This window comes from Paenibacillus etheri (assembly GCF_001012825.1).
Lineage (GTDB): Bacteria > Bacillota > Bacilli > Paenibacillales > Paenibacillaceae > Paenibacillus_AQ > Paenibacillus_AQ etheri.
In genome coordinates this window covers 58,836-78,036 of record NZ_LCZJ02000023.1, presented here as the reverse complement: position 1 = coordinate 78,036, position 19,201 = coordinate 58,836, and the positions used below count along the sequence as shown (strand labels likewise).

Sequence of the window (19,201 nt, the reverse complement as noted above, 5' to 3'; positions counted from 1 at the left end):
CACTCAAAAGGAGGAAATTTAAGATGTCGGAATGGCTGGAGGTTATATTACGAACGCTCTTTGCTGTTGTTGTGCTTTTCTTATTAACTAAATTACTGGGGAAAAGACAAGTATCGCAGCTTTCGTTCTTCGAGTATATTACGGGGATAACCGTCGGCAGCTTAGCCGCATATATTTCTTTGGATACGGATAAGCATTGGCATTTAGGACTCATTGCACTGATTGTATGGGTCGCTTGTTCTTTAGGGATTGAATATCTTCAAATGAAGAGTAAAAAAGCAAGAGATTTCATTGACTTTAAGTCCGCCGTACTTATTAAGGACGGAAAAATACTCGAAGATCATATGAAGAAGGAACGTTTAACAACAGATGAGTTATTGGAAGAGCTACGTAAAAAGGATGTATTCAATATATCTGAAGTGGAATTTGCGATTATGGAATCTGATGGAGCGATTAATGTGCTGCTTAAGAGAGAGAATCAGCCGCTTACACCCAAACATCTCGGTATTAAAGTTGCTCCAGAAAAAGAGCCACAAGCCGTCATTATGGATGGAAAAGTACTAGATAAACCTTTGGATACTTTAAATCTGACTCGCAGCTGGCTTGATGGTGCTCTAGAGAAAATGGGGTTAACTGTTGAAAATGTATTTCTCGGTCAAGTTGATTCTTATGGTGAGCTGACGGTCGATTTGTACGCTGATGACTTCAAAGTTCCACAGCCACAAGATAAACCACAATTATATGCTTTGCTCAAAAAATGTGAAGCGGATCTGGAAATGTTTAGTTTGTCGACAGAGAATGAAAAAGCTAAAAAAATGTATGAACAATGCGCAGAGCAATTGCAAGCATCTTTGAAAGTATTAAAGCCTTTAATCCAAAGTTGATGTACTCCAAAACTCACACAAAAAAACAAGAAAGAACCGGGTATTCGCACCGGTTCTTTTTTCGTATACAGCTTAATGGAGTAGGTAGTATAAACCTCGTATACAATTGGCAAACTAAGCCAGATTCGAAAGTCACAACTCAGGAGGTATAGCCTATGTCAGGAATTTTAGAAACCATTAAGGAACAACTGGAAGGATGTAGTGATGCGGTATATCAGTCGATTTCCGTTCATGGTCATTCCTGTTTTCTGATCTATATCCCCTCCATCATCGATTCCAAGACACTTCATGAAAGTATTGCTTTTCCACTAAAAACAGAAGCAGATGCAAAGCTAGAATGGTCTAATTTCTTAGAACGGCTAGATCAAGGTGTTGTTTTTCCTATCCCCTATCTCAAAGCGTTTGACTTGCAGAAGATCGTAGATCTGATCGTTGCTGGAAAGGTAGTGCTTTGTATAGAGGATCTTCCATATGTTCATTATTTTGAAATTACTCAATATCAAAAAAGATCAGTGACCGAATCACAAAATGAACTTGTAGTTATTGGTCCTCAAGAGGCATTTATAGAAGATATTGAATCAAATCTGTCGATGCTAAGACACAAAATCAAACATCCGGATCTAAAAACAGTTCATTATATCATTGGTAAGTATACAAAAACTGATTTGTATGTTGTGTACATTGAAGGACTTTACAAAAAGGAAGTTCTTGCTGAAATTGAGCAGAAACTGAATGACATTGATATTGACGGGATACTAGGTATTAGTTATATTTCGGAACATTTGAGAAAGGGGAGCTTCACGCCTTTTCCGGTTTTTCAATATACAGAACGCCCTGACTCTGTAGCAGCTTCGTTGATGGAAGGTCGGATCGGAATTATACAAGACGGCGCACCTACTGCGTTGATTGCACCGACATCGTTTTTTACAATGCTACAATCCTCTGAGGATTATTATCAGAACTTTTATGCAGCTAGTTGGATTCGAATTGTACGATTTCTGTTCTCCATTATATCCATGATCCTTCCATCGCTTTATGTAGCGATTACAACTTTTCACCCGCAGATCATTCCATCCAACCTATTAATTACGATTGCCTCAGCGAGAGAGAATATTCCATTCTCAGCGCTGACCGAGGCTTTAATTATGGAGCTTACCTTCGAAGCGCTTAGAGAAGCTGGAACACGTATTCCAAAGCCTGTCGGACAGACGGTCTCTATTATAGGCGGTATTGTTATTGGTCAAGCTGCGGTGCAAGCAGGGATTGTATCTGCTCCAATGGTTATTGTTGTTTCTATTACCGGAATCGCCTCATACATCATTCCCCATTATGAACTCGGTTTGACCTTTCGGTTACTTCGCTTCCCTTTACTCATTATGGGAGGAACGATGGGCCTGCTTGGGGTATATATTACAGCCTTTTTGATTTATGGACACTTAGCCAATCTTAAACCTTTAGGCACGCCGTTTTTGCAACCTGTTGCGCCGTTAGTATTACAGGATTGGAAAGATACATTATCTCGGTTTCCCACTAACTTTATGACGAAACGAAGTAGCGCCTATACGGACAGGAATCAAAGGAGACAAAAATCAAAATGAGAGCTTTAAAGATAGGAGTTATTATACTGCTGCTCTTAAATCTAACAGCCTGCTTAACATCTAAGATAGAGCTGGACGAATTAACATTTGTTTACGGATTGTTTATAGACGCTGGTAAAGAAGAAGGCACTGTTGAAATAACTATAAATTCACCGCTACCTAATCGTCTTAACTCAACAGGGCAGCCCGCTAGCGGTGGAGGTGGAGGAAGCAGTTATTCCACAGTTTCTAAGACAGCAGAAACTATAGCAGATGCCATGCTATTGATTCAAACAGACTTAACACGGCAGCTTAGCCTAGCTCAGTTGAAAATAATTATCTTAGGGAAATCCTATGCAGAACAAGGAATTAGTGAATTGCTCTTATGGATAAAAAGAGAGCCTAGTCTTCCGCTTGGAGCTTTTATTATGGCTAGTCCAGGCAGTGCAAAAGAAATGAATACATTGACTCCAATCTATGAACAGCTTCCTGCTGAAGTCCTAAAAAACTTTGGAACGGAAAGATTTATGTTTGCTACTACGATCAAAGATTGCATGTTCGCAGAAGCATCGAATGTAGGATTCGCTATAAATAATCTTTCATATGGTCAAAAAGAAGAGAAGTCTAGTGAAGGTAAGCCGCAGTATTGGGCAGGAATTCAAGGGGCGATGTTGTTTCAAAGAGAGAAAATGAAGGGAATACTTAAGCTGAAAGAGGGAAGGGCATTAGCTTGGGCGGAGGGCAGACTTAAGATAGCAGTATATTCCGTATCTTGGGATGAGGGAAAAAGCGCAGCAAGCGTTGTATTTAATAGCACCAAATCATCAAAGAAAATAAACCTAACGGACAATGGTCCTGTTTTCACAGTGAATTTAAAGGGGAAGGCTAGTATTATTTATTTAAGGGACCCTAAGAATAGGGATGAAGAGGAACTCAGCCAAATTATCATTGAGAAGCTTAATGAGAAGGTCTCTAATCATCTTACCCAAGCCATTCTTATTACCCAAAAAGTAGGTGCCGACATTTTGCAACTCGGGTTGTTATTGGAATGGAACGATCCAAAACAATGGAATCAACTCAAAGAGCGGTGGGAGAATTATTATGCCCAAGAGGCTGATATTAAGGTGAAGACTGATTTTCACATTGTAGATTTTGGAACAGCAAAATAAAGACATCCAGAAGGAGAAGTTATGCGAGCATCGAAATGGCAGCTGTTTCGGTTTTTCATTATTTTTTTTAGCTCCCAAACCACTATTTTTTTGATACCGATTATTATTGGTAGTTCTTCCTATCAAGGTTGGATAGCATTAATAGTTGGGTCTTTATTAGGTTTGATTTTACTGTGGTTTACCTTCCATGTCGGTATGCTGCATCCTAATCAGGCTTGGGTGAATTTTGGAAAAGATATTTTAGGCAAATGGCCACATAAGTTCATGCTGCTTCTCCTGCTAAGCTGGTGTGTATATTATGTCTCATATGATATTGAGAATTTTGTACTGTTTTTCGGCTCAAATTATTTAAGAGGAACTCCGTTCCTATTAATTCAGATCGTGATTGGCCTGGTGATAATGTATACGGCTAGTCTAGGATTTACAACAATAGCGTATATGGCGGATGGACTTTTTCTGATTTTTTTTATAATGATGATCGTTTTATTTAATTTATTCCTCCCGAACGCGGACTTCAATATGCTACCGGCCTTCATTCATTATCATGATCCCGGGATTGCTATGAAAGACTCTATTGAAGTCATGTCATGGTTTGGAGAATGGATTGTCCTTTTGTTTGTTGCACCCGATCTGAAACTTGAAGCTAAGATGCTAAAAAGATTGGTGATTACGGGAATCTGTGTCTTAATTACTGTATTAATTGGTTGGTCACTAACGATGATGACTTTTGGACCACATTTGGGCCAGCAACTACAGTACCCGTTTCTTGAAATGGTACGTAGCTCTAAACAAGATAATCTGCTAGGAAATACGGACCCGCTCTTAATTGGAATATGGTCGTCTTCTATGTTCATTCACAGCTCATTCCTTATCTACATAGCCTCTAGATGTGTATCCAGCTTGTTTAATACAAAAGCTAGTAAAATGTATATTCCTTTCTTAACAATAGCTTCAATCACGATAGCTTTTTTGTATTCACGACACATAGGCAGTTATTATAAACATTATAATAGTTATGCTATTGCTGTTATTTGGTTAATCGTTGAAAGCATTCCGATCTATTACGCCATCACAGCCTTCTTTCGATTTCGGAACAAAACTGCGAAGTAAATGAAATTTAGAGGGGGAATCTAGGTTCTGTCTTTTTAATGGACAGGGCCTTTTCTTGTGAATTATATATTAGATACACTTTCTGTTATGATTAAAGGACTTATTACATTATTTTCCCAGATTGGATGGTGTATTTACATGAATCTTCAAGAAGTCACTGAACTCATCAAATCTATTAGAACCAATCTAGCTAAAGTCATTGTAGGTAAAGAAGATGGAGTAGATCTGCTACTAACCGCATTACTTGCGAATGGCCATGTTCTACTCGAAGATGTTCCAGGCACTGGTAAAACCTTGTTAGCAAAAGTTATTGCTAAATCTTTGGATTGTACATTTAAGCGTATTCAATTTACACCAGACTTGCTGCCTTCTGATTTAAGCGGGATTAATTTTTACAATCAAAAGACAGGTGAATTTCAGTTTAGACCCGGTCCAGTCTTTGCGAATATTTTGTTGGCTGATGAAATTAATCGTGCAACCCCGAGAACTCAATCCAGTCTATTGGAATGTATGGAGGAGCGGCAAATCACGATCGATGGTGTGACTCATAGTCTAGAAGCCCCGTTTCTGGTTATTGCTACTCAGAATCCGATTGACAATCAGGGTACTTTTCCGTTGCCCGAAGCTCAATTAGATAGATTTTTGATGCGGATTACTACGGGTTATCCTTCCTTTGACGAAGGGATTCATATTTTACAGCGTTTCCGAGAGAATAATCCGCTTGAAGAGACTTTTGCAGTAGCTACTGCTCAAGATATTCAATCTGCGCAGCGTTTGGCCGCTTCCGTGAGTATTAGTGATGATTTGCTAGCTTATATCGTTCGGATTACAGAAGCAACTCGCAAATCAACGGCAGTAAAACTAGGTGCGAGTCCACGAGCAAGCGGGGCATTGCTCAAATCTTCTCAAGGGTATGCTCTTATTCGAGGTAGATCTTACGTAACACCAGATGACATTAAGGCCGTAGCCGTTCCAGTGCTTGCACATCGATTACTTCTTCATCGTGGATTGGGTTCAAAAGAAGGACAGGCTGCAGATATTGTGTTACAAGTGCTTCGTGAGGTAGAGGTGCCGACTGAACTCGTTACATCCTTAAGAGGCGGAAAGGTGGAATGAGCTATGGCTTTGCCTTGGTTCATTTTCATTACAGTAGCTCTGTTGTTCCTTCTTGCCGCTATCTATGAACGAAGTGGTCTGAGAGCACTTAGCTATACGCGCTATTTCTCAACTAAGGTTGCTTATGAAGGGGATAACCTTGAAATGATAGAGGAGATCGTTAATGCGAAGCTTTTGCCATTACCTTGGCTTCGGCTGGAATCTAGTATTGCCAGAGGTTTGGAATTTGGTAGTCAGGATAATCTCGGCATTAGCACGGGTGAAATCTATCAAAATCATATCAGCTTGTTCTATCTGAAATCATACCGTCATATTAAACGGCGCCATCAAGTAACTTGCGAGCGACGTGGGATATACCGTTTGGAGACGGTCACTATGACCACTGGAGATCCCTTTGGTTTGATTCGGAAAAACAAAACTTTCCCCCTCCAATTAGAGTTATTAGTCTATCCAAATCTACTGAGCCTAGATGATCTACCACTACCGATACATAGTTGGCTGGGTGAACTTCCTGTGAAAAGGTGGATCGTAGAAGATCCATTCCTGACTGCAGGTATTCGCGAGTATAGCTCAGGAGATTCTATGGGACTCATAAACTGGAAGGCTACAGCGCGTACAGGTACAATGCAGGTACATAAGAAAGACTACACCGCGGATTCCAGACTCGTCATTTGCTTGAATATAGAGGACAGTGATTCTATGTGGAGAGCGGTAACGGATGTAGAACGTATCGAGCAAGGAATAAGGTATGCAGCCACTATCGCCGAATACGCTATGCGCCATGGAATTGAGACGGGGTTTATCTGTAACGGCAGACTGGATAACGGGGGCGAAAGGGATCCTGTTGAAGCAGAACGTATGGCTGAGCTGGAAGACTTGCTAGAATTGTTAGCTAAACTGGAGCTAGATAGAACGCTACCTATGAGCCGATTGCTAGACCTGCAGGCCGAGAGCGGAATAAGTGATACGGATTTTCTGATCATTAGTTGTCATAGAGGAGCTGAATTACAAGTGGCCGCTGACCACCTATTCCTGTTAGGTAACGGTGTGGAATGGCTGGATATTCCGGAACAGGGGGAAGAGAGTGCATGAAGCTTACGTTATCTGGTTACGTATGGAGTACGATCAAACTCTGGATATTCTCTATTCTAGAACTATTATTAGTTCTACCTTTATGGATTCTGTTTCAGGTTTATGTACTACCGAAGCAAATTGAACCTATGTGGTTGAATGCGATGCCACTAGTATCATTAGGGGGCATTTTGCTGCGGAGACAGTGTAGTGTCAGATGGAAACAGCTGCTGGCTGCATTCATTCTTGGGGTAACGATTGGTATTTTGTCATCAGGGAGTTTATCTATCGAAAGTCTGCCTTTAGGTATTGCAGGTTTTATATGCGCGTATCTAGGGTTGACTGCTGACTCTCGAGATCAGACCAGTAGGAAGTATTGGATAGGTATTGTGATCTATTTTGTTGCGACCATTGTCTTTCGTAGAATTCCTGATTTAGAGTCAAATGTTACCCTTCTAACCTGGTGTGGCAGTTTATGTTTATTGCTCACCCTACTTATATCTAACAGTAGTTATTTACAATATAGTACGCTCTCTCAAGAGGGCAAGGCCCTGCCAAAAGGGTTACAAAGGAATAACCGTATATATGTCATTGGTATAGGAATTGTTGCGGCCGTGTTAGCGGCAGGAGTAGGAAAAGCTATAGGAACACTGCTATGGAATATGGTGCGTTCGTTCTTCGGATGGATTAGCAAGCTATTCTCTGGGGCAAGTGATCCGCAACCTCCGCCAGTAGAACAACCGCAAGCAAGCCCAGAACTACCTTTTGTAGGAGATCAAAAGCCTGGTCTACTAGCCGCTATATTAGATGTCGCCTTGTATATTGCTGGAGCTGTGTTATTGGGCGTCGCGGCTTATTATACACTTCGGTGGTTGTATAGAAATGCCGGAGGGAAATTGAAGAGAGTCTTAGATACCTTGCTAAACATGCTTCGTAGGGAACATACTCCCAAGGACAATAGAGCTTATCTTGATGAGGAGAAAAGTGTATTTACGTGGGAACAAACGCTTCAAGGTCTGAGGAATTTCTGGAGCACCCGCGTTACACCAAGAAATCGAAAAGACCGCTGGGAGCAGATGAATACTGAACAGGAACGTGTTCGGTGGTTATATCGACGTTGGCTTCATTTGAAAAGTGATCATGGTTATGAAGTTAAGAGTTATCTTACGCCGAAGGAAACAGAAGACGATATTTTTAAATGGAATGCTCTAAACAAGCATAAACGTAAGGGCGATGAAATTGCTGTTAACACTTCGAATTCATTGATTGATTTATATGAAAAAGCTAGATATGGAGAAGAAAATCCTTCTGCTAATGATGTGGTTGCTTTGAAAGATGAATTGAAATTATAGATTAGAATATTCTTCAAATTCGTGCAAATAGGAACAAATAGGTTACAAACGGTCCAAAAGTGTTACAACATGGATACAATTGGTTTTGCACTTACCACTATAATAATTCTAGCAAAACACTCGTGGAGGGAAGTAAATGAGAAAGCATAGCAGTACATATGTTGTTTTACTATTAAGTACCTTTGTCATCAGTCAACTGACTGGACATACCGCTTCTGCGGCATCCGCTAATGATGTTCGGACAAATCAAGCTGTAGCAGCGGCGACAGTTACAGCTACTAGCAATCTGGGTTCCATTTCTTTAGGAGCAAATATTAAAGCCACATTAGAAGATGTCAATATTTGGTCACAATCTGGTGGGAATATTTTAACCTATACTTTGAATTATTCGAATGGTAGCAGTAAAAATGCAAACCTAATGTACTATTTTTCGAGAGTGATGACGCCAGGGGGTTCTGTTATTCCAGGTAACCCGCTGAGCGCCGACGCACTTAAGAAGAAGATTGGTGCTAAAGAAAGCTTGCGCGTTACATATTACGTCAACATAGGCAAGACTAATTCGTTAAAAGGGATCAAGATTCCTATGTATGTGTGGGATTCCAAAACCAAAGGTTATTTAAAGCACGCAGGAAGTTTTACTGTTCCAGCTAATTATTCCCCAACCGCTGTAAATGGGAAAAATGTTAGCACCACAATGAATGACATTCCAGTCATCGCCAAAAGTGAGTCCTTGGAGCTCTATAAATACAATGGAAAGGTCTATGCCAAGGTGGGCATAAGCCTGACCAATAAAGGCAGTAAGGTACTCAGTGATCCGGGTTATGCGGCTTATTTGCTCTCTGCAGGTGGAAGTTCGTATGATTTAGCACTTGATCGTTCTCAGATTAGCTACAAGATCCAGCCGCAGGAGAAAAAGACCATCTATTATCTTGCCGAGATTCCTCCTTATATGAAGACGGATAATATGAAGCTGCAATTTACGCAAAAAGATGAAGCACTGAAGCTTGAGATCGCTAAATCCTCGTACAAGCTACCGGCAGCCACAACACCTAATTTGGTGGTAGGTAAAGGTGTGACCAAGAAAATCACCATTAATAATAATCCGATAGAAACTCAGTTAAACAACGCAAACGTATACGCTGAGAATAATAAAGGGATTTGGACCTTCCAGCTTCGAGTGAAAAATGTAGGGAAGACGGCCGTTACGTTGCCAACGTATGAGCTTGCCGTCAAATCTTCAACAGGGACAACCTTTCCGATCAATGCGAAGGGATTAAGCGGCTTAACCGTAAAGCCTTTGGAGGAAAAAATCATTCCACTTACCGCACAAATTCCGCTTGAGGTTGAGCAGAGTTCGCTGCAATTGCAAATGATAGAGGCTGTTTCAGCTCCAGCTAATACAGATACGGGCAGTGCAGGTGAGGGAACAGGATCTGAAGGGAAGAATGTCAGTACGGGCAATACAGCTAAGCTGACAGTACCCGTTGCCTACTACACAATTTCCTATACACTACGACCTGAGATTCAAAAAGGCGTGGAGTATAGCGCATCGAATGAATATGGCTCTTTCACTTATAACTTGCTGTCATTACAGCGTTTTCCTTGGAAAGATGATGATATTGTTGTTGCTAGAATAAATATTAAGAATTCCCAGTCGGTGGCATTAACGCTACCAGAATTAAAAGGATCTGTGCAGGTAGACAATGACGATGTGTCTTCTTCTACAGAACTATTTATGGACAAGGAAACCTCGACGATTGCGCCAGGAAAAAATGCGGAAATCTATGTATTTGCCAAAATCCCTTATACGCAAGAGTTCGATAAATTAAAAGTGAACCTCTTTACAACGGTAAAAGAAGAAAAGAGCTCGTTCCTGTCGTTGAGCACAAACAGTACGATGAATGCTGTATCCACTATCGAACGTGGTGGAAGTTATGCAATCACCGGTAAAGGCAAGAACGCTAGTGTTCAAGAGAACAAAACAATTATTTATGAAGGTCTCAATTCTAATATCGTTTATACAGAGCTACTGCTTAGCAGTGAGGAAAAAAGACAAAGCAAAATGGCTCGCCTTCAGGGTTACTTTAAAACGGGAGATGGCCAGCTATTCGAAGCTACAGTGAATCAGCCAGATACTTCAGCTACACCGGGTGGTAAGCAATTAATAACATACTGGGCAAAATTGCCTAAGTCCGTTATTCCATCAGACGTAAGTATGTATCTAGGTCCAGGAATTACCGGGAATAAGCTGTCTGAACCTGGTCAGGAACCAACGGGATTCATTAACATTGCTTCATTGAGTCTAAATCCAGTTTCTACTCCACCGGAGAATAACTTGACGAAGGTTGCGCTATATCCGTACACGATGTCTGTTCTAAGTTCAGAAGGGCGATCGCTGCAAGGCAGTAACACTATAGATATCGTAATGAATTACAACCTACTTCGTGACAGTACCTATGACATGGGAACCTTCACCCATAAGTTGGTGCTCAAAATGACAGATCCATATGGCCTATCACAGGAACGAAGCTTGAACATCGGTACTGAACTTCTTGAAGGAAATAACAACTCGTATACTGCAACATTTACCAATAATATGTATAAAAACTTGTCAGGTGGCGCCTACAGAATCACACTGTATGATGAGTTCCAAGGAGAACGGATCGAGCTGGCCAGCCAGGCATATAGCATAAAGATCGATAGACAAGTAACTGAGAAGTAGGAATTCATATCTATTAATGTACGAGAAGGAGCAGCTCCAATGTTGCGAGTGGAAAATGTAACGCATTCTTTTAAGAATGGTAATGAAACGACGGCAGTCCTTCATCAGATAGATTTCTCTGTGAAAAAGGGGGAGATGGTTGCTTTACTGGGGAGCTCGGGTTCCGGTAAGTCAACCATGCTAAACCTGATGGCAGGTCTGATGAAGCCTACGGAAGGTCACATTTACATTGCTGACCAAGATATCGTGAAGATGAGCGAGAACAAGCTATCCGAATTTCGTAGAAAGCATATCGGGTTTATCTTTCAAGCTTATGAACTAATTACTAGCTTGACCGTCCGTGAAAATGTAGAATTGCCGCTAGTCTTCCAATCCGTCTCACCATCAATACGTAAGCAAAAAGCTCTAGCTTTGCTGGAAGGGGTCGGCATTCCTGATAAAGCCGACCTGTTCCCTTCTCAGTTGTCTGGGGGACAGCAGCAGCGGGTCAGTATCGCACGTTCCTTGATCACGGAGCCGTCTGTTATTTTCGCAGATGAACCGACTGGAAACCTGGACTCGAAGACAGAAGAGGAAATTATTAATATCCTGCTTAACCTGAACAAAAAAATGAAGACCACGTTCATCGTTGTAACACACGAGCTCAAAGTTGCAGAACAAATGCAACGGATTTTCACGCTTCAGGATGGATATATGATTACTGAGAAACAAACTTCTTCGGATACAGAACTCGAAGGGGGTAAACTCATTGAGGATTAGTGATATTTCACGTTTGGCTTGGGAGCAAGTCAAACGACGGAAAGTTGTCACAGGTCTTTGTATGGCTGGTATATCAATTGGCTGTGCTGCTATTATTGTTGCTTTAAGTATAGGAGATTCCGCGCAAAGCTATACGGAGCGGGAAATTAATCGGAATTTCAAAATGGATGAAATTACAGTGACGCCAAATGGTGGTATCCCTTCACAAGGGGGCAGAGAAGGAAGTGGAGCTTCTGCTACTGATGCAAAACTTGATCCCGGCAGGCTAACGGCTCAGAAGCTGAAAATTGTCCAGGGCTTGCAACATGTAACCGCAGCAGCACCTTTTCAAGAGCTTGGCTACATACAAATGACTACTATCGATAACAAAATTACGGACTTACAGCTTATCGGAACGGATCTTCGACTGCTAACGAAATACGACCATCGCTTTAAGCAGGGTGGTCCTTCTGATTTGGTTGGTATGGCAGTGCTAAACGATGGAGCGACCGTAGGATTGATAGATACCGAGACTCGGCAGCGTCTTTTTGAACAACTGAATACAGATCCTTACAATAATAAGTTAATGGAACAGTACAACAGTTTAAGCATGCTTCCGTCGGATATGTACAAACAACAGGTTCAATTACAATCGTATGATCCCGCTTCTCAAAATGGACAATCGCTAGTCAGCTCGCCACTACAAATTGTTGGGATATTGGATAGCGGGGGGAACCCAGATATGGCGATGTACGACAAGAAGATCTACGTGTCGCTAGAGACTGGTGAGCGTCTGGTTGAACAACTGAAACTAACGAATGGAACCGCTGGGCAGAAGGATGTTTATAACTCAGCCATAGTAAAAGTCGACAGTACGGACAATATCGTACAAGTGGAGAAGCTTATACAGAAACTCACACTAACGACAAGTACGAATTTGTATCAAAAAGAGGCAATCGCCGATCAATTCAGCATGATCAAGAAAGCAGCGCTTGGTATTGGTGTATTTATTCTGATTATAGCTTCGATCTCCATCATCGTTGCGATGACCATGTCCACTCATGCACGTCGGCGTCAGATCGGCATTATGAAGGTGTTGGGCGCTAATATGGGGCAGATCCGAAATATGTTCATTACAGAGGCGGCATTGCTCGGAATGCTGGGTGGGCTGCTCGGTATTGTCTTTTCATACTTGATTGTATTTGGCATAAACAAGCTTATTGGTACCGCAGGAATGGGGATGGGTGAACCCTTGGTTATTACTATTCCTCTGATGACCCTTCCAATTGGCATTGCATTTGCAGTGATGACAGGAGTACTATCAGGAATTTATCCGGCGATCAGCGCATCCAGAACGAATGCGCTCACGGCGATAAAACGGGATTAGCTATTTTTAAGTTGAAAGGAAGCAGAAGTGATGAAGAGGAGAATTAAGTGGATTGTATTGTTATTGATCATTATTGCAGCAGGTTATTTTGTATACAACAAGATGTATAAACCCGAGGCACCGCTAGAACCTGTTGAACCACCACAAGCGATAACTTTTGAAGTGACACAGGAAACAATGACGAGCTCCGTTCAGGTCAAAGGGAATTCACAATATGAGAAAGAAACGCTTGTATATGCACCATATGCTTCAAAAGTAACAAAATGGAAAGTTGAGAACGGTGGGCAAGTAAAGAAGGGGGATTTGCTGTTTTCCCTCGATCAGGAAGTCTTAAAGAATGAGATTGCTACACAGGAGGCGACCATCCGAAAGGCTAAGCTGGAAGCGGAATTAAATGAATTTGTTAGTCAGCAGGACCAGGAGAATGCAGCCCTTGGTGCAACAGAAGCCGAACGTATAAAAGCACTTGCAGCCCAAGAAACGGCACGGTTAGGGGATGAGCTTAACCAAGTGAATACTGATATACAGGCTCGTGAATTAAAAGAAAAGAAGACTAAGCTTAATACAGCGCTCTACCATGCTCCGGCATCTGGCGTTTTTCTATTCGATAGCGCGAGTGAAATTCCGCAGACGGTGACGGACAATCAATACATCGGCAAAATTGTAGATATGAACAAGCTTGAGTTTATAGCTCTTGTAGGTGAGCAAGATGTCTTCCGTATTAAGACGGGAATGAAGGTTGATGTTAAAATGACAGCTTTAAAAGATTTAAAGCTCTCTGGAGAGGTAACTAAGGTATCTAAATTTGCTAAGACGGCTTCGGGCCCGAATGCTCCTGCTGTTTCGGTTCCACAATTTGAAGTGGTAATCTCACTGCAGTCTAACGAGCACTTGATTGGTGGACTAAGCTTGAGTGGAGAAATCGAGACGGTCCGCAAAGAAAATGCCATCGTTGTATCCAGCATCGCTGTAATGCATGAAGGAGATATCTCCTACGTGATGCTGGACAAAGGCAATGGGGAATATGAACGAAGAGATATTGAAGTGGGTATGGAGACGTCTGACAAAACAGAGGCCGTCTCAGGGTTGAAGGTAGGAGATGTTGTTGTACTTCAGTAAGGATTGAAATAGGCTAAGCCTATTTCTCAATCGAGAGTTTCCAAGACTTAATATCTTTGTTTAGCTCGGTAAGGTCAGGAACCGGAACTGGCTCGTCGGATAGATTATATTTAGCTTTCAATGCTAGAATCCGATAGACGCTCTCATCAATCCGTGTTTCCTGTATCTTACCTTTTTTTACATGGTCTAGAAGCGATTCAATTACCCGCTTCTCATTATCATAGCCGTGAGCGATAAGTAGAATATCACTGCCTGCATTAACGGTATCTACCGCAGCTGTGGCAAGGTCATAATTCTTCATGATAGCACCCATGGTTAGATCATCTGTGATTACGAGTCCTTGGTATTTCATGTCTCCACGAAGCAGCTGACCAATTATTTTACTGGATAAAGATGCTGGTTTATCAGCATCAAGCTTAGGAAACAAAATATGAGCGACCATAACAGCGTCTGTTCCCTCTTTAATCGCCGCTTGAAAAGGGAGCCATTCTAACTCAGCGAGCTCTGAAGCGGTCTTTTTCACAATCGGCAGATCAAGGTGGGAGTCGACAGAAGTATCACCGTGACCAGGGAAATGTTTAACAACAGGAACAACACCTTCGCTCTCAATGCCCTTCATTTCGGCGATCCCTAGTGTACTGACTAGTTCAGCGGAGTTGCCGAAGGAGCGATCTCCAATCACAGGATTATCTGGATTACTATTGATATCAAGGACGGGAGCGAAGTTCATATTAAATCCGGCTGAAATCACTTCTCTTGCGAGCAGCTTGCCCATCATTTCGGCAGCGTTAGCATCATTACGAGTACCAACCTTTCCGTTAGAGGGGAAGGAAGCATACTCTTTAGGCATTCGGCTGACTTTTCCACCTTCCTGATCGATACTCATAAATAAGGGGGCAGGGTTGCCGCTGTTACTCTCTTTCATGGAATTAACAAGGCTGACCATACCCTTGAGGTTTTGAATATTGTTCTTATAAAGGATGATTCCACCGACTTTGTCTTCGGTAATCATCTTTTTTGCTTGATCATCTAGAACGGTTCCATCAATGCCAACAAGTAGCATTTGTCCGATTTTTTCTTCAAGGCTCATACTGGAAACCTGAAGAGTAATCGGATCACTCTCTGAGGAAGGAACAGGTGTGGCACTGGTAGTAGGTGATGGTGTAGATTCGGCAGTCGGCGAATTTGTAACGACAGGTTGGGAACTGTTACTGCTATAAGAGCAGCTAGTTAAGAGAAGTATAGATAACATAGCAGAAGCCATAAAATGGCTACCGGAGAATATAGGTCTAGAGATGTTACGAGTGAATCTGGTCATCAGAAAAGTCGTCCCTTCGTTGCTTATTTAGATGTCAGAAAGATGAATCCTTGCTGACTTAGATACACGGTGATAAGATGAACTTAAATCTTTACATATTAAAATTGAATTATGAGGTGACTGTCAAATGAAAGATGGATTAGTAAACGCACTTAATGAACAGATGAATTTCGAGTTTTATTCCGCTCATGTTTATCTAGCTATGGCTGCTTATTGTTCCGGAGAAAGTCTGGATGGTTTCGCAAACTTTTTCTTGATTCAAGCTGAAGAAGAACGATTCCATGCCATGAAAATCTATAAGTTCCTTAATGATCGTGATAATCGGGCCACACTCGAAGCTCTCCCAGAGCCGAAGAACGAGTACTCTTCAATGCTGGATGCTTTTGAACATGCGTTCGCGCATGAACAACAAAACACGAAACGCTTCTATCATTTGGCTGACTTGGCGCTGGATGAGCGTGAGCATGCAACGATCTATTTCCTGAAATGGTTTATTGACGAGCAAGTAGAAGAGGAAGCGCTCTTTAGCAATATCATTAGTAAACTCAAAAGAATTGATAAAGATAGCAACGCCTTCTACATGCTGGATGCTGAATTTGCTGCACGTACTTTTACAGCTCCTGCTGAATAAGTGGAGTTGTAGCCCAGAAGCCTGAGAATCAGGCTTCTTTTTATTTTATGGATGAAGGCAGTTTAATAGCAAGCAGTTTATTATCCGTTCGGATCATCAGCATGTCTCCAGTTTTAAGTGAAGGGGCAAAGTTTCGAGATCCGGTCTTCACGGTAAAAATAGGCTTCAAAGTCAATAGGTCGTAAGCGTGAAATAGACCATCTGATTGTCCACTATAGACCACATTTCCGAAAAGATCCGTCTGAACTACAGGATTCTCACCATTATTGAGAACTACAGCCTGCCCATTTCCAAGTTTAAGCGCGGATAACATCCCCGTATCATAGTTGGAATATAACATTCTTTGCTGATGGACTTGGTTTAGCGGATAGTCTTTCTCTTTAGCCATTGAGGTCCAGGTTTGAACCGGTTTTCCTTCCGCTGAGTAATTCCAGAAATCATATTTCACAAGCTTTTTGCCCTGGAAAATATAGAAGTCATTCCCGTCTAAGAACGCGGTCCCATTTACACCACCAAATGTGAATGCTCCATCTTTATTCTCGGTATCTGTCCATTTATATAAACGTTCTCCTTTGAGTTCACCCGACTTTAAGTTGAATGCAGAAACTTTGACATTACGATTTACAGCGTCATCATCCATCATTAACGTATTGGTAATGGAGTAGAGGAGGCCATCCTTTACTGTTAGTGGCCACCATTGACGGGTCTGGTCCCATAGTTTTTTTCCTGTTAGACTGTCATAAGCGGCAAGACCAGTAGTTGTTAAGGCTCCTTGTGAGAGGTAACTTCGAATAACAACCCCATCGGTTTCCATAAGCTCTGATAAGCCAGTAAAGTTATTACTTTCCTCGGCAGCCTTCCATTTGATCTTCCCGCTGACGGCATCGACAGCTGCAAGTTGACTCTCTTGTGTTACATAAATGGTGGAGCCTAACCGCTGTATACTTGTAGCTTTAGGTAGTGATAATGAAGCTGACCATGCTTTTTTACCTGATTCATTAACGGCATATAGGGAGCCACTTTGGGTCAGTCCGTAGATAAAACCATTACTGTATGAGAATAATGGAGCTAACGCGCTTCCGAATTCCCACATTTTTTTACCTGTTGTAGCATTCAACGCGACTAATTTACCATTCCGCTGCAAGGCAAATACCTTCCCATTCTCCGCAAGGGCGGTAACGTTCTGCCCAGTGATTCTATCTTCTTTTAAGATGGCAAGCGGTGATGACCATACAGGTACAAGAAGGGGTGCTTTGACTTCATTGTAGTAGGGATTACTTGTACTTATGACTGCTTGTTCTGCAGAAATGACGGATAATGTTCCGTTGTAAGCTAATGGGGATGCAATACTTGCAACAGCTAAAACTTTAATCATTGTCTTGTGCAAAGACTGAATCATTGTTCCACGCCCCTTATAAATAGTGATTACAATAATTAGACATTCTAAATGGCAAAAAGTTACTAATTCCGTAGAACAAACATAAACTCCTTCAGCGTCCTGATACTTTCTTATATTTTGGAAGTAAAGTTGAACAAAGGCAAACTATGTTGCGCTCCGCAAAACAGTTATGATCTAGCAACTCTATTTGACAGAGGGAACTATTACGCCTCTTAGCAACACTGTTTCTCTAGACCCACCCGAATCCAGAAGTGTAGTATAGAACAATACTATTCTTTGGGGGTTCTTTTTTTTGGAAAATTACAACGACATCAAACAAGGTGAAAAAGGAGCTTGGCTGAGCATAGTAGCTTACATCTTCCTATCCGCCATCAAACTGTTTATTGGTACGGTTGCGGGATCACAAGCGCTACTTGCAGATGGCCTGAACAACAGTACGGATATTATCGCTTCTATCGCCGTACTAATCGGTCTTAAGATCTCCAGGAGACCGCCTGATTCCAACCATAGTTACGGTCATTTTAGAGCGGAGACCGTGGCGTCCTTAATTGCCTCATTCATTATGATTGTGGTAGGACTTCAAGTGTTGTACCAGGGTGTGAATAAATTTATCCAACCTGAACTGGAAAGTCCAGATCTTATAGCAGCATGGACGGCAATTTTTTGTGCTGTGATAATGATGGCCGTGTATATGTACAACATTAGATTGGCCCGCTCCATTAATAGTAACGCTATGCGAGCCGTAGCACTAGACAATCGATCCGATGCTTTAGTTAGCATGGGTGCTTTTGTCGGAATTGTGGCTGCTGGATTTGGAATTCCATGGCTTGATCCGCTTACAGCGATTATTGTCGGCCTGATCATCTGCAAGACGGCATGGGACATCTTTAGTAAAGCTACACATGACTTAACAGATGGTTTTGATGCGGAAGAGCTTGAACTCATGAAAGAAACCGTTGCTGAAATAGACGGTGTGCAATCCATTAAAGATATTAAAGCTCGGATCCACGGGAATAACGTGCTAGTAGATACAACTGTACTAGTAGATTCCGAACTTAGTGTGGTGCAGAGCCATGATATTACGGAAGAAATTGAAGAGCAATTGAAAGATCGGCACCAGGTTTCAAATGTGCTTGTCCACATAGAACCAGTAATGAAGTAGAAGCGGACATACAGGGGAAAGAGAAGATCGAAGAAACGCTGAAATTCTTGAAGGAATATACCATCGAGCATTTTAGCAACGAAGAGCAATTGATGGAGGAGATCGATTTTCCTGAATTGGCGGAACATCGTAAGACGCATGCTAATTTTGTAAAAGCCGTTCTGGAATTAGAAGAAACCATCAAAACCAAAGGAGTTTCCGTTCTCTCAACGATTAAACTTAACCGTACGTTAACCGATTGGCTTCTGAATCACATTAATAAATGCGATAAGCTAATCGGTGAATGTATGGCTACACGTGAAAGAGCAGTATAACTTAAACCCCCAATGAAGATGCCACGGGCATTTTCTTTTTTTTTTTGTTAGGGAATGTGATAAAGAATTGTGGTAAGTTATTTGATCCGTTTTCCGAAGACAGCTCCGTAATTTATACTGGGTTAATGGTTT

16 protein-coding genes are annotated in these 19,201 nt (G+C 41.7%); 14 read left to right on the top strand and 2 right to left on the bottom strand.

Going from position 1 to position 19,201, the window contains the following annotated elements:
* The first annotated feature begins 23 nt into the window (after positions 1 to 23).
* From UQ64_RS13530 to UQ64_RS13480, 11 genes are all read left to right on the top strand, one after another.
* Entirely contained in the window at positions 24 to 884 is an 861-nt protein-coding gene (locus UQ64_RS13530; protein WP_060623994.1) for a DUF421 domain-containing protein, read from the top strand.
* Between the two features lie 155 nt (positions 885 to 1,039).
* Complete coding sequence (locus UQ64_RS13525; RefSeq protein WP_060623993.1) at positions 1,040 to 2,482, top strand: spore germination protein; 1,443 nt, start codon at positions 1,040 to 1,042, stop codon at positions 2,480 to 2,482.
* Complete coding sequence (locus UQ64_RS13520) at positions 2,479 to 3,630, top strand: Ger(x)C family spore germination protein (protein ID WP_060623992.1); 1,152 nt, start codon at positions 2,479 to 2,481, stop codon at positions 3,628 to 3,630. The genes UQ64_RS13525 and UQ64_RS13520 overlap by 4 nt, the downstream gene beginning before the upstream one ends.
* A gap of 21 nt (positions 3,631 to 3,651) precedes the next feature.
* A complete protein-coding gene (locus tag UQ64_RS13515; RefSeq protein WP_060623991.1) occupies positions 3,652 to 4,740 on the top strand; it encodes a GerAB/ArcD/ProY family transporter in 1,089 nt (362 codons plus the stop codon).
* A gap of 138 nt (positions 4,741 to 4,878) precedes the next feature.
* Entirely contained in the window at positions 4,879 to 5,856 is a 978-nt protein-coding gene (locus tag UQ64_RS13510) for an AAA family ATPase (protein WP_060623990.1), read from the top strand.
* A gap of 3 nt (positions 5,857 to 5,859) precedes the next feature.
* Complete coding sequence (locus UQ64_RS13505; RefSeq protein ID WP_060623989.1) at positions 5,860 to 6,948, top strand: DUF58 domain-containing protein; 1,089 nt, start codon at positions 5,860 to 5,862, stop codon at positions 6,946 to 6,948.
* Positions 6,945 to 8,279: a hypothetical protein gene (locus UQ64_RS13500; protein ID WP_060623988.1), complete on the top strand. Its 1,335-nt coding sequence runs from the start codon at positions 6,945 to 6,947 to the stop codon at positions 8,277 to 8,279. Before UQ64_RS13505 ends, UQ64_RS13500 begins: the two co-directional genes overlap by 4 nt.
* 136 nt (positions 8,280 to 8,415) lie before the next feature.
* Positions 8,416 to 11,001, top strand: coding sequence for a hypothetical protein (locus UQ64_RS13495; RefSeq protein WP_060623987.1), 2,586 nt, complete (start codon positions 8,416 to 8,418; stop codon positions 10,999 to 11,001).
* 39 nt (positions 11,002 to 11,040) lie between these two features.
* On the top strand, positions 11,041 to 11,760 hold the full coding sequence (locus UQ64_RS13490) for an ABC transporter ATP-binding protein (RefSeq protein ID WP_042187870.1): 720 nt from the start codon (positions 11,041 to 11,043) through the stop codon (positions 11,758 to 11,760).
* Complete coding sequence (locus tag UQ64_RS13485; protein WP_209445789.1) at positions 11,750 to 13,126, top strand: ABC transporter permease; 1,377 nt, start codon at positions 11,750 to 11,752, stop codon at positions 13,124 to 13,126. Before UQ64_RS13490 ends, UQ64_RS13485 begins: the two co-directional genes overlap by 11 nt.
* Before the next feature lie 30 nt (positions 13,127 to 13,156).
* Positions 13,157 to 14,245, top strand: a complete 1,089-nt coding sequence (locus UQ64_RS13480; protein WP_060623986.1) for an efflux RND transporter periplasmic adaptor subunit — start codon at positions 13,157 to 13,159, stop codon at positions 14,243 to 14,245.
* 19 nt (positions 14,246 to 14,264) lie between these two features.
* Here UQ64_RS13480 and nagZ read toward each other — a convergent pair whose 3' ends face one another.
* The gene (nagZ, locus tag UQ64_RS13475; RefSeq protein ID WP_245237959.1) at positions 14,265 to 15,563 is read right to left on the bottom strand and encodes a beta-N-acetylhexosaminidase; all 1,299 of its coding nucleotides are present in this window, start codon (positions 15,561 to 15,563) and stop codon (positions 14,265 to 14,267) included.
* Positions 15,564 to 15,690: 127 nt separating this feature from the next.
* Between nagZ and UQ64_RS13470 the strand changes: the two genes are divergently transcribed.
* Positions 15,691 to 16,194, top strand: a complete 504-nt coding sequence (locus UQ64_RS13470) for a ferritin (protein WP_042127399.1) — start codon at positions 15,691 to 15,693, stop codon at positions 16,192 to 16,194.
* Between the two features lie 40 nt (positions 16,195 to 16,234).
* Here UQ64_RS13470 and UQ64_RS13465 read toward each other — a convergent pair whose 3' ends face one another.
* Positions 16,235 to 17,593 carry an outer membrane protein assembly factor BamB gene (locus UQ64_RS13465; RefSeq protein WP_060623984.1) on the bottom strand — a complete coding sequence of 453 codons (1,359 nt, stop codon included), beginning with the start codon at positions 17,591 to 17,593 and terminating at the stop codon, positions 16,235 to 16,237.
* Between the two features lie 292 nt (positions 17,594 to 17,885).
* Here UQ64_RS13465 and UQ64_RS13460 point away from each other — a divergent pair, with 292 nt between their 5' ends.
* On the top strand, positions 17,886 to 18,755 hold the full coding sequence (locus tag UQ64_RS13460) for a cation diffusion facilitator family transporter (protein ID WP_060623983.1): 870 nt from the start codon (positions 17,886 to 17,888) through the stop codon (positions 18,753 to 18,755).
* The gene (locus tag UQ64_RS13455) at positions 18,695 to 19,069 is read left to right on the top strand and encodes a bacteriohemerythrin (RefSeq protein WP_060623982.1); all 375 of its coding nucleotides are present in this window, start codon (positions 18,695 to 18,697) and stop codon (positions 19,067 to 19,069) included. The genes UQ64_RS13460 and UQ64_RS13455 overlap by 61 nt, the downstream gene beginning before the upstream one ends.
* Positions 19,070 to 19,201 lie beyond the last annotated feature (132 nt).

What these genes read in the sequence shown, in the direction of transcription:
- UQ64_RS13530 (WP_060623994.1), top strand. Translation starts at nt 24, where the DNA reads ATGTCGGAATGGCTGGAGGTTATATTACGAACGCTCTTTGCTGTTGTT.
- UQ64_RS13525 (WP_060623993.1), top strand. Translation starts at nt 1,040, where the DNA reads ATGTCAGGAATTTTAGAAACCATTAAGGAACAACTGGAAGGATGTAGT.
- UQ64_RS13520 (WP_060623992.1), top strand. Translation starts at nt 2,479, where the DNA reads ATGAGAGCTTTAAAGATAGGAGTTATTATACTGCTGCTCTTAAATCTA.
- UQ64_RS13515 (WP_060623991.1), top strand. Translation starts at nt 3,652, where the DNA reads ATGCGAGCATCGAAATGGCAGCTGTTTCGGTTTTTCATTATTTTTTTT.
- UQ64_RS13510 (WP_060623990.1), top strand. Translation starts at nt 4,879, where the DNA reads ATGAATCTTCAAGAAGTCACTGAACTCATCAAATCTATTAGAACCAAT.
- UQ64_RS13505 (WP_060623989.1), top strand. Translation starts at nt 5,860, where the DNA reads ATGGCTTTGCCTTGGTTCATTTTCATTACAGTAGCTCTGTTGTTCCTT.
- UQ64_RS13500 (WP_060623988.1), top strand. Translation starts at nt 6,945, where the DNA reads ATGAAGCTTACGTTATCTGGTTACGTATGGAGTACGATCAAACTCTGG.
- UQ64_RS13495 (WP_060623987.1), top strand. Translation starts at nt 8,416, where the DNA reads ATGAGAAAGCATAGCAGTACATATGTTGTTTTACTATTAAGTACCTTT.
- UQ64_RS13490 (WP_042187870.1), top strand. Translation starts at nt 11,041, where the DNA reads ATGTTGCGAGTGGAAAATGTAACGCATTCTTTTAAGAATGGTAATGAA.
- UQ64_RS13480 (WP_060623986.1), top strand. Translation starts at nt 13,157, where the DNA reads ATGAAGAGGAGAATTAAGTGGATTGTATTGTTATTGATCATTATTGCA.
- nagZ (WP_245237959.1), bottom strand. Translation starts at nt 15,563, where the DNA reads ATGACCAGATTCACTCGTAACATCTCTAGACCTATATTCTCCGGTAGC.
- UQ64_RS13470 (WP_042127399.1), top strand. Translation starts at nt 15,691, where the DNA reads ATGAAAGATGGATTAGTAAACGCACTTAATGAACAGATGAATTTCGAG.
- UQ64_RS13465 (WP_060623984.1), bottom strand. Translation starts at nt 17,593, where the DNA reads ATGATTCAGTCTTTGCACAAGACAATGATTAAAGTTTTAGCTGTTGCA.